8 protein-coding genes are annotated in these 11,080 nt (G+C 63.1%); 1 reads left to right on the top strand and 7 read right to left on the bottom strand.

Annotated elements, in window-relative coordinates; all coding sequences use genetic code 11:
• Positions 1 to 82: 82 nt before the first annotated feature.
• From B3C64_RS00825 to B3C64_RS00795, 7 genes are all read right to left on the bottom strand, one after another.
• A complete protein-coding gene (locus B3C64_RS00825; protein WP_291533067.1) occupies positions 83 to 841 on the bottom strand; it encodes a type 1 glutamine amidotransferase in 759 nt (252 codons plus the stop codon).
• A gap of 32 nt (positions 842 to 873) precedes the next feature.
• The gene (locus B3C64_RS00820; RefSeq protein WP_291533066.1) at positions 874 to 2,394 is read right to left on the bottom strand and encodes a Mur ligase family protein; all 1,521 of its coding nucleotides are present in this window, start codon (positions 2,392 to 2,394) and stop codon (positions 874 to 876) included.
• Between the two features lies 1 nt (position 2,395).
• Positions 2,396 to 3,823 carry a replicative DNA helicase gene (dnaB, locus tag B3C64_RS00815; protein ID WP_291533064.1) on the bottom strand — a complete coding sequence of 476 codons (1,428 nt, stop codon included), beginning with the start codon at positions 3,821 to 3,823 and terminating at the stop codon, positions 2,396 to 2,398.
• Positions 3,824 to 4,316: 493 nt separating this feature from the next.
• Positions 4,317 to 6,143 carry a nucleotidyltransferase domain-containing protein gene (locus B3C64_RS00810; protein ID WP_291533063.1) on the bottom strand — a complete coding sequence of 609 codons (1,827 nt, stop codon included), beginning with the start codon at positions 6,141 to 6,143 and terminating at the stop codon, positions 4,317 to 4,319.
• Positions 6,144 to 6,420: 277 nt separating this feature from the next.
• Positions 6,421 to 6,759, bottom strand: coding sequence for a P-II family nitrogen regulator (locus B3C64_RS00805; protein WP_291533062.1), 339 nt, complete (start codon positions 6,757 to 6,759; stop codon positions 6,421 to 6,423).
• Between the two features lies 1 nt (position 6,760).
• Positions 6,761 to 8,056: an ammonium transporter gene (locus tag B3C64_RS00800; protein WP_291533061.1), complete on the bottom strand. Its 1,296-nt coding sequence runs from the start codon at positions 8,054 to 8,056 to the stop codon at positions 6,761 to 6,763.
• A gap of 393 nt (positions 8,057 to 8,449) precedes the next feature.
• Entirely contained in the window at positions 8,450 to 9,736 is a 1,287-nt protein-coding gene (locus B3C64_RS00795) for an ammonium transporter (RefSeq protein WP_291533059.1), read from the bottom strand.
• Between the two features lie 391 nt (positions 9,737 to 10,127).
• Between B3C64_RS00795 and B3C64_RS00790 the strand changes: the two genes are divergently transcribed.
• On the top strand, positions 10,128 to 11,080 hold a 953-nt coding region (locus B3C64_RS00790), incomplete at its 3' end, for a cation:proton antiporter (protein WP_291533058.1).

The raw sequence follows: 11,080 nt of genomic DNA, 5'->3' as shown, positions 1-11,080 counted from the left end.
GCGGGCACACGATTTCGGCAACGGTGGCGATCGACGGACGGCATGGCGATCATCGCAATGAATGTTCTGCGATGCGCACGGGTCAGCGCGGACGCGACATGGCGATGCGGCGGGCACGGTCGGCGATCTCGTCGATGCGGCGGAGTTCCGCCTTCTGCTCGGCGCTTTGACCAGCCGACTCCGGATCGAACGCGCCGTAACGGCGTTCCACCGCGGTGCGGATCAGGAAATCGGCGATCGCGGGGTTCTTCGGCAGCAGCGAGCCGTGCATGTACGTGCCGATCACGTTGTTGACGCGCGCGCCCTCCGTATGGTCCTCGCCGTTGTTGCCGGTGCCGTCCGCTTCAACCGTGCCGAGCGGCCGCACGCCGTCGCGCAGGAACGTCTGGCCGGAATGGTTCTCATAGCCGATGATCTTGCCGAACTCGTCGGAGGTTTCGGTCAGATTGCCGATCATACGCTGGTCGCGCCCGACCGTGTACGCGCCGATCACGCCGATGCCGTCAAGCCTTGAGCCGTCGACGGTTTCGAAGTATTCGCCGAACAGCTGGTACAGGCCGCAGATCATCAGCATCGGCACGCCGTCCGCGGCGAGCGAGCGCAGAAGGTCCGCACGGCGGAAGAAATCGTCGATGATCTTCTTCTGGCCGGTGTCCTGTCCGCCGCCGCCGAGGATCACATCGACGTGTTCGGGCCATGCGTCGCCCTGGTTGTAGGCGTGCACGCGCGGCGTGTAACCGTAGAGGGCGAGACGGCGGCTCACGGTGAGCACGTTGCCGGAATCGCCGTAGATGTTCATGTCTTTCGGATACAGCGACACGATGTCGATCGTCTGGCTCATATCGTCTCCTCGTTCCTTTGCCGTGCCGCCGGTCATCGGCCCACGCCGGCGTCGGCGACATGGGCGATGGTCCCCAGCGCCGCGCGCGCCTTGAGCATGGCCGTGTAGGTGCAGTAGATGTGCTTGGGCTTGCCGGGATTCGTCTTCACGAATCGTTCCACGGACGTCTCCAATTCGGTGTCGACGGTTTCGACCGGCACCTGGTCGTATTCGAGCCTCAGCGCCATGTCCCATGCGCGCACGCCCGACACCATGGCCACGCCGGTGCCGCGCAGCGAGGTGAAGTCCACATCCCACAGCCAACTCATGTCCCGGCCGTCGGCGTATTCGTCGTTGATGCAGATCATCGTGTCGCAGCCTTCCGGCGCGAAGGACGCGAGCGACAGGCGGAATCCCATCGGATTCTTGACAAGCAGCAGCTCCACCGGCGAACCGTCCACGTCGATGACCTCGCCGCGGCCGAACGCCGGCGTGACCTCGGCGGCCGCGTCGATCATGGCCTGCGTGCCGGAGTGGGCGAAATCGATCATGCGCTGCGAGACGCCCGCCTGCCTGAGCAACGCGGCGGCGTCCGCGTCGGAGAGCGACTGCTCGAAGGGCAGGAACATCGCCTGCGCGTCGGCGACCACGGCACGCACCACGGCGAGTGCCGCGGCCGCGTTGTACAGGTTGTACACGCCTTCCAGTTTCACGTCGGTCGCGTAGGATTCGCCGTCGATGCCGAAGCTGGCATGGTGGTCGCCCACGGCGAGCAGCGTCACGTCGGCGGGCAGCGCGTCGGCCTCCTGCGCCGGCTTATCCACCGTGCTTGGTGGATTGCGGTGCGTGGCGTTTTCCGTGGATTCCCCACATTCCGTCGTGCTGGACGCCGTGGATTCCGCATCCGCGGATAGTTCGTCCGCTTCCTCGGCGACGGTGGTTTTCATCTCGTCGTCGGAGGGGAAGAACCGTCGCAAGGATTCGTCAAGTCCGAAGTAGCGCACCTCGACGCCGTCCTGTGTGTTCACCACGTCGGCGAGACGCGCGATGCGCGGGTCCTCGCGGTTGAGCACGACCGTGCCGGTGGTGGCCGCGGCGGCTTTGCTGAGCAGGCGCGCGGTGTTGTCGATCTCGCCGAAGCGGTCGAGCTGGTCGCGCATCACGTTGAGCAGCAGACAGTAGTCGGGCTTCACCTGCCTGACGAAGTGCACGGCGTAGGCTTCGTCGAGCTCCAGGACCGCGATGTCGGCGTCGAGTTCGCCGCCCAACGTCACTTCGGAGAGCAATGCCGAAACCACGCCGCGGGTGAAGTTCGAACCGGTGGGGTTGGTGAACACCTTCAGGCCGAGCGAGCCGAGCATGCTGGCCACCATGCGGGTGGTGGTGGTTTTGCCGTTGGTGCCGGAGACCAGCACCACGCCGAGCGGCAGCTGCGCCAAGGTGCGCGAAAGGAACTGCGGGTCGATGCTCTCCACGATCTTGCCCGGGAACGCGCTGCCGCCGCCGTGCGCCAGACGCGAGGCCTTGCGCACGGCCTTGCCGATCAGCGGCGTTGCGAATGAGTTCCACGCCATGTCACACCTCCTGCTGGTTCTGGTAGTCCTGCGGCATGTCCTTGAACTTCGAGTATGCGCCGAGGAACGCCAGATGGAACGTATCGGTCGGACCATTACGATGCTTCGCCATGATGATATCCGCCTCGCCCGGACGGTCCTCCTTGTCGTAGGCGTCCGGCCTGTGCACCAGAAACACCACGTCGGCGTCCTGTTCGATGGAGCCGGATTCTCGCAGGTCGGAAAGCTGCGGGCGCTTGTCCTGGCGCATTTCCGGACCACGGTTCAGCTGGCTCAGCGCCACGACCGGCACTTCCAGCTCCTTGGCGAGCAGCTTCAGCGCGCGGGAGAAGTCGGAGACCTCCTGCTGGCGGCTTTCCACTGCCTTGCCGGAGGTCATCAGCTGCAGATAGTCGATGACGACGAGCTTCAGATCGTTCGTCTGCTTCAGACGACGGCATTTCGCACGGATCTCCATCAGGCTCATGTTCGGGCTGTCGTCGATGAACAATGGCGCGCTGCGTAGTTTGTCTTGCAGGTCGTTGAGCACGCTCCACCGTTCCGGCGTGATGTCTTCCGCGCGGCGCATGGCGGCCAACGGAATGTTCGTCTCGGCGGAGATGATGCGCTGCGCCAATTCGGTTTTGCTCATCTCCAGGCTGAAGATCACGGTGGTCATGTTCTGGTGCAGCGCGGCCGAACGCGCGAAGTCGACGCCGAGCGTGGACTTGCCCATTGCCGGTCGTCCCGCGACGACGACCATCTGGCCCGGCTGCAGGCCCAGCGTCGTCTTGTCGATGTCGCGGAATCCGGTCATCACGCCTTTGGAGACCTCGCCGTTCTGCTGCCGTTCGATCTGGTCGAGGGTGTCGGCGATGACGGGGCCGATCGCCGCGTAATCCTGACGCACCTTGCCGGCCGACATCTCGTAGACCTCGGCCTGGGCGAGGTTCACGACGTCTTCGGCCTGCGAGCCTTCCGCGGAGTAGCCGAGCTGCGCGATTTTGGTGCCCGCGGCGATGACGTTGCGCAGGATGGCGCGCTGGTGCACGATGTCGGCGTAGAAGGTCGCGTTCGCCGCGGTCGGCACGGAGGCGACGAGGCTGTGCAGGTAGTCGGAGCCGCCCACCTTTTCCAAATCGCCGTCTTTGAGCAGCTGGTTGGCGACGAGCACGGCGTCGACCGGCTGGGACGCCGCGAACAGGTCGATGATCGCCTCGTACACGGTCTGGTTGCGCGGCTGGTAGAAGTCGGTGACGTCGAGCATCTGCGACACCTCGCCGATGGCGTCCTTGCTCATCAGCATGCCGCCGAGCACGGCCATTTCCGCGGCGTCGTCGTGCGGCGGCACGCGGTCGAACAGCGGGTCGCGGACGACGCTGCCGGCCGTTCCGGCGGAGAACTCGCTTCCCCGCGCCGAATCGTTGCCCCACGAATTGCCCTCAGCCATGCCGCTCCCTCAATCGTCGATCGATATACCGTGTTTCTTCACGCACGCGCGAGCGCGTGTTTTCCGAAAGCAATCGTATAGCGTCGCGACGCCATCGCCGGATGGCACATCGATTTATGCACGAATTTCCCCAACATCGTGTCGCCGGAGAAAACGACACGCTCGGAGCGCGAAAATGTGGATAAGCAATCAAGAAAAACCCGAGTTATCCACATATTGGGGATAACTGTGTGGAAAACAATCCGAGTTATCCACCAAATGGGGATAACCGAGTGGATAACTTGGGGATTGCCCTTGCATATCCGTCGATTTCCCCATTTTCGATTTGCCGAAGTGAACTCAAGGTGATATGTTCCCCACATTTCCGTGAAGCGCCGATGGACTGTGCCGCGACACGGACCGCCGACGACTCCACGCGACGGTCCATTCGAATCCGGCGCGCGGAGCGTTCAACACCGACCGCACGACATCCAGAGCGGTGCGCGAGGCCGAATCACATGTGGTAGCGGGCCGCGTCGTACATGTTGCGCACCAGCGTCTCGCGCCATGCGCTCCATCCGTAGCGCTTGGAGATAGTCTCGCCCGACGTGGCGCCGAGCGACGAGCCATCGGCGCGGGTCAGGTCGAACAGCATGTCGAGCAGCAGCGGGTCATGGTCGAGCCGGGCCGCAAGGTCGTCGCCGACCGCGGGATCGCGGGGATCCCTGCCGGTGGCGAATTCCGACAACGTCAGATGTTCGCGCACCAGCAACGTCACCCACCGGGCGATGTTGCGGTCGAACCCCATGCGTTTGACCACGGCGGCCGTGTGGCGCGCGCCTTCGGCGGCATGGTCGGCGACACCGGGACGTTTGCCGATGTCGTGCAGCAACCCGGCGAGCAGCAGCGCCCGGTAACGCCCGTCATCGTATTGTTCGCCGCGCGGCGAGACCCGGCCGAGACGCGTCACCACCTCGATGGAATGGCGGTCGATGGTGTATCGGTGCGCGGCCGACGCGCTTGGACGGTTGCGGATCGCCAGCCATTCGGGAATCAGCCTGCCCGGAATGTCGACGAAATCGATTTCCTCCCATACGCGCAGCAGCGCCGGCCCCGACGCCAGAAGCCGCAGGAACAGCGCGCGCGATTCGTCGTCCCAACTGCGGTCGTCGACCGGGCACTTGCCGAGGTTGCGCAGCGTGCCCGGCGCGATCGGCAGATCGGATTGCGCCGCGGCCGTCGCGACCCGCAACGCCAGTTTGGCGTCCTGCGACGGTTCGGCGCCCGGCGCAAGCACGATCTGCCCCTCGTGTTTGACCACGCCCGGCGCGACGGATTCGAATTTCGGCGCCTGCCGCTTGCCGCCCGCACGGGGCTGGAACACCTGGAAGAACGCGAAACGCGGTTTCTCATGCGTCAGCGAATGTTCGGCGCGCGACGCCGTGGAATCGAGTGAGAACGCGATCTGCCTGCCCAATCGCGCCAGCATCGTCTGCAGGTCATCGATGGATTTCGCCTCACGCTCGCCTTCCGGCAACGTCGGATCCGCCAATCCCAGCATCGCCGCAACTTTCGGCTGATATTGCGACAGCAGCATGTTCATGTCTTTGTTGGCGACCAGATGCACGCAGTCGCGCACATCGAGCAGACGCTCCACCGCGTCGTCGTACCGGCCGTGCGGACGGTCGGCGAGCCAGGACGCGGCCAATGCCGAGACCAGCACGGAATCGCGCAATCCGCCGCGCGACTCCTTGATGTTCGGCTGGTTGATGTACGCCATGCGTCCGAACTCGTCAAGCCGCGATTTGGCGGAGTCCAGCAATTCCGGCAGACGTTTGCGGGCGGCCTTGCGCCAGCGTTCCAGAATCGACACCGCCGTGCGTTCGATGAGCTGCGTGTCGCCCGCGATCGGCACGACGTCGAGCCACCCCATGGCGGCGGGAAGGTCATGGTCGGTGACCGCCTCGCATTGCGCGACGGTGCGTACCGACTGGTCGAGGTCGAGACCGGAATCCCAGATGGGATACCACAGTTTGTTGGCGAGCTCGTTGAGCTGCTTGTCGTTCAACGCATGCGGCTCGTACACCACCACCAGATCGAGGTCGGAGCTCGGCCCGACCTGTCCACGGGCGAGGGATCCGACCGCGCCCAATCCGATGCCGGTGGACGGCACGTCGAACGAGACCTGCCCGCAGGCGTCCCGCCATAATTGCCGAAGGCAGCGCATGGCGAGATCCGTACGCGCCTTGCGCTTCGCCGCGCCATTGCGGTACACGCCATCGGAATCCGGCTGGCTCAACGCCATGAACCGTTGTTTGAGACCATCGACTGCTGAAGTCATATGCACGCGATCCTTGCCCGCGGCCCGATGCAGCCCACGATGCCCGCGACACCCTGCAATGCGAACGGGCGTGCGGACCATCATGCGAAAAGACCGCGAAATATAAAACAGAAGGGAGAAACGCTCCACGAAGGCGGAACCGACCGAGATCACAGGGCGAAAGCCATAAAGAACACAAATCGAAAAGGCGCGGAACGAAAATCCCCGCACGGCGCAAAGCACGTGCGGGGATCCGTCCTCTTGGCGTCCGGGCTCGTCAAAGCCCGGGAAGCCCAAATCAGATGGCCGCGGAGCCGGTCTCGCCGGTACGCACGCGGGTCACCGAATCAAGCGGCGTGACCCAGACCTTGCCGTCGCCGATGGTGCCGGAGCCGGCGGACTTGACAATCACGTTGACCAGCGTCTCGGCGTCGGCGTCGTCGGACAGCACCTCGATGCGGATCTTCGGAATCAGGTCCACGGTGTATTCGGCGCCACGGTAGACCTCGGTGTGGCCGCGCTGACGGCCGTAGCCGTTGGCCTCCGACACGGTCAGACCGTGCACGCCCGCGGCCGCGAGGGCCTCCTTGACGTCGTCGAGCTTATGGGGCTGGATGATGGCGGTAATGAGCTTCATCTCACTTCATCTCCTTAAGAACGGAGCTGGCGGTGCCAGCGAAATCGTAAGCGCGTTCGCCCTGGTCGGCCAGATCGATGCCGCCGACCTCCTGGGCCTCGGTGACGCGCCAGCCGATGGTCTTCTCCAGAGCGAAGGCGATGATGCCGGTGATGACCGCGGACCAGATGATGGCCACGAGCGCGACGACCAACTGCACGGCGAGCTGCCTCCAATCACCGCCTGCGAACAGGCCGGTGCCTTCGGCGAAGAAGCCGACGAGGATGGTGCCGAGGAAACCGCCGACGCCATGCACGCCGACGACATCGAGGGAATCATCATAACCAAGCTTGAACTTCAGACCGCAGGCGAAGCAGGTGGCGACGCCGACGATGGCACCCAGCACGATGGCCCACAGCGGGGAGACCACATCGGCGGCAGGGGTGATGGCGACCAGACCGGCGACGATACCGGAGGCGGCGCCCATGGCGGTGTAGTGTCCGGTGCGGATCTTCTCGGTGAAGCCCCAGGAGAGCATTGCGGCGGCGGAAGCGGCGGACGTGGAGACCCACGCGTAGCCGGCGGTGCCATTGGCCGCGAACGCGGAACCGGCGTTGAAGCCGAACCAGCCGAACCACAGCAGGAAGGCGCCGAGCATCACGAACGGAACGTTGTGCGGACGGAACGGCTGCGTGCCGAAGCCCTTGCGCTTGCCGATGATGAGCACGATGACCAGCGCGGCGACTGCGGCGTTGATGTGCACGACCGTGCCGCCTGCGAAATCATGGGCGGCGGCGCCGATGGCCTGGGAGATCGCACCGTCGGCGGACAGCAGGCCGCCGTTCCACACCATGTGGGCGAGCGGCGCGTAGTCGAAGGTGATCCACAGCGCGACGAAGATCATCCACGTGGAGTACTTGACGCGCTCGGCGATGGCGCCGCAGATCAACGCGACGGTGATCATCGCGAACGCGGCCTGGAACGCCACGTCCACGCTGACCGGATAGTGGTTGGAGTTCAACGACGCGGATGTGAACGTGCCGTTGTCGGCGACCATGGAATCCTTCAGCAGGAAGCCCGTGGCCGGATCGCCGAAGATGCCGCCGACAGACGTTCCGGCGTAGGAGATCGACCATCCCCACAGCACCCAGATGATCATGGTGACGGACAGCGCCGCGGCCTCCATGATCATCATGTTCAGCACGGCCTTCGCGCGGACCATGCCACCATAGAAGAACGCCACGCCCGGCGTCATGAGGAACACAAGGGATGCGCAGGTCAAAATCCACGCGGCATTTCCAGAATCAAGCTGGCCCATGTCACCCTCTCTTTCTTATCTTTCCGAATTCACAATTCCTAACTCCATCGTGTGGAGCTAACACCATGGTATGGAACGCCGCGCTCGTTTTGAAAACGTTACGAAGTGTTACGGCAACGTAACGCGATAGTGGTCCGCCACCTAGTAGAACACGGTAATTATTGCGATAAGAAAGCCATGACGCCAGAAAAGGCACATTGCCGAAACGGTTGCGGAATATCACGATATGGAACATGGACAATCAGCGGCGGCCGGCCGTCAGTCCCATATCGCGATTTTTGGAATTCATTCGATTCGGCCCGAAGCCAATTCGTCCGGTACATCCCATCGCGGGTCGTCACCGGATGCCCGAAGGCATCGTGACGACCCGCTTCCGGAATGGCCTTCAGTGTTTCAGTCCTTGATGCCGGCCACCTTCTTTTCGTAGGCGTCCTCATCAAGCTCGATCTTGCTCGGCGCGAAGTCGGCGTAGGCGCTGGCCAACGCGTGCTCCGGCAGATCAAGTCCCTCGATCTCCTCCTTGGCGGAAACACGCAGTCCAATGGTGTGCTTCAGCACCCAGAAGGTGATGAACATGGTGACGGTGGTCCACAGCGCCACACAGGCGACGCCCAGCAGCTCAATGCCGAACAGCTTGATGCCGCCGCCATAGAACAGGCCACCGTCCGTGGCGAACAGGCCGACCATCAGCGTGCCGCCCGCGCCGCAGCAGCCGTGGGCCGCGAAAGCGCCCACCGGGTCGTCGATCTTGAACTTCCTCTCGACGATTTCCGCCGCGAACACGTAGATGAACGCGGACAGCAGACCGATGAAGAACGCACCCACCGGATTGACCGCGTCGCAGCCCGCGGTGATGCCGATCAAGCCAGCCAGCGCGCCGTTGATGGTGATGCCGACATCAGGCTTGCCGTACTTGGCCCAAGCCAGGAACATGGCGGTCAATGCGCCGACCGAAGCGGCGAGGTTGGTGGTGATGAAGATGTTGCCCATGGAGTACCACGTGGCCTTGCCGTCCGCGGTGATCGTGGAGCCGGGGTTGAAGCCGAACCAGCCGATCCACAGCAGGAAGATGCCCAGGCAGGCGAGGGTCATGCTGTGGCCGGGGATGTCGCGCGGCTTGCCGTCCTTGTCGAACTTGCCGATACGGGGTCCAAGGAAAATGGCGCCAATCAACGCGGAAATGCCGCCGACCATGTGCACCACCGTGGAACCGGCGAAATCATGGAAGCCGAGCTGGGCGAGCCAGCCATTGGAATTCCAGCACCAATGGCCGGAAATCGGGTATACGACCGCGGAAATGATGGCGCTGTAAATCAGATACGAAGCGAACTTCGTACGTTCCGCCATTGCTCCGGAAACGATGGTGGCGCTGGTCGCGCAGAACACCGTCTGGAACATCAGGTACACGGGTGTGGGCACGAAGCTGTTGTACTGATAGGTGCCCATCACGAAGAAATCAGGGTGTCCGATGATGCCGCCGATGGACGGGCCGAACATCAGACCGAAACCGATGATCCAATACAGAACCGAACCGATGCAATAATCGGTCATGTTCTTCATGGCGATGTTTCCTGCATTCTTGGCACGGGTGAAGCCGGTTTCCAGCATGGCGAAACCGGCCTGCATCATGAATACCAGAACGGCGGTGACCAATGTCCAAATTACGTTTGTCGAAGACATGGTCGTCACTTCCTTCCTCTCTTAAGGCCAAACGCCGCATCCATGGCCGTCAGGCGGGCATCAGCTTGGTGCCGGTCGCGCCATATTGGAACGGGTTTGAATGTGAACCGTTGATTCGCATCATCGAATCGGTTTGTTTCCTTCCGACGCGGTTCAAGTAAGCTCGGCATTACCAAGTCATGACGAAAAACGATTACCCGTAATATGGGAAAAATACAGTGATGTTGTTTTCGGATGCCCGATTATATGGTTTGCGGCCCTGTTGCATTCACGGCTCACCGCCATGCAACGGCACGCATAGGTTCGTCGCCCCGCGCTACCGTCTTGCCCGTATTGTTGAGCGCGGAACAGGAGACATCGGCGGAAACCGATACGGATAAAGGAGAAGAACATGGCGACGTTCATCATTTCGCTGTGCGCCATTTTGATGCTGACCACGGTTTCCGGGCTGGCATGCCGGAAACTGCAGCTGCCGGAGGTCATCGGGCAGATCCTCGTCGGCATCATATGCGGTCCGGCATTGCTGAACGTGCTGCATATGAGCGATTCGCTGTCGCTGTTCAGCGATCTCGGCATCATCATCCTCATGTTCCTCGGCGGCGTCGGTTGCGACCTGCAATTGCTGAAAAAGTATTCGAAGGCCGCCATCATCATCGCGTGCATGGGCGTGGTGTTCCCCGTCGCGGTGATGGGCGGGGTGAGCCTGCTGTTCGGCTTCAAGCCGATTCCGGCCGCGTTCATCGGCGTGGTGTTCTCCGCCACGTCCGTGTCGATCTCCGTGGCCGTGCTCAAGGAGGCCGGCCTGCTGGATTCCCGCGAAGGCGTGTCGATTCTCGGCGCGGCCGTTGCGGACGACGTGATCGGCGTGATCCTGCTGTCGGTGATGAGCACGTTGGTGAACACCGGCAACGTGGACGTTATGGGACTTGGGCTGATTCTGCTCAAGCAGGTGCTGTTCTTCGTCGCCGCGGTGGTGGTGATCGTATGGGTGGCACCCGCGCTGATGACCTTGGCCGGCGTGCTCAAGGCGCCTTCCGGAATCGCGGTGATGGCGGTGATCATCTGCCTGGCGATGGCGTGGGCGTCGAATCTCGCCGGATTGAGCTACGCGGTGGGCGCGTTCTTCGCCGGCATCGCCGTCAGCAACAGCGATTACGCGGAGGAGGCCGACCGCTGCATCGAGCCGGTCGGCGACACGTTGTTCGTGCCGGTGTTCTTCGTCGGCATCGGACTGAACACGACCGCCGTGGATGATTCGCGCATGATCGTGTTCATCGCCATCATGACGGTGCTCGGCGTCGTCACGAAGGTCGTCGGCTGCGGATTGGGCGGCCGCATGGCCGG

Origin of the sequence: Bifidobacterium sp. UBA6881, from assembly GCA_002451435.1 — a bacterium.
Taxonomy (GTDB): domain Bacteria; phylum Actinomycetota; class Actinomycetes; order Actinomycetales; family Bifidobacteriaceae; genus Bifidobacterium.
The sequence above is the reverse complement of the archived record's forward strand: the minus strand, read 5'-3'. Positions and strand labels throughout refer to the sequence as shown.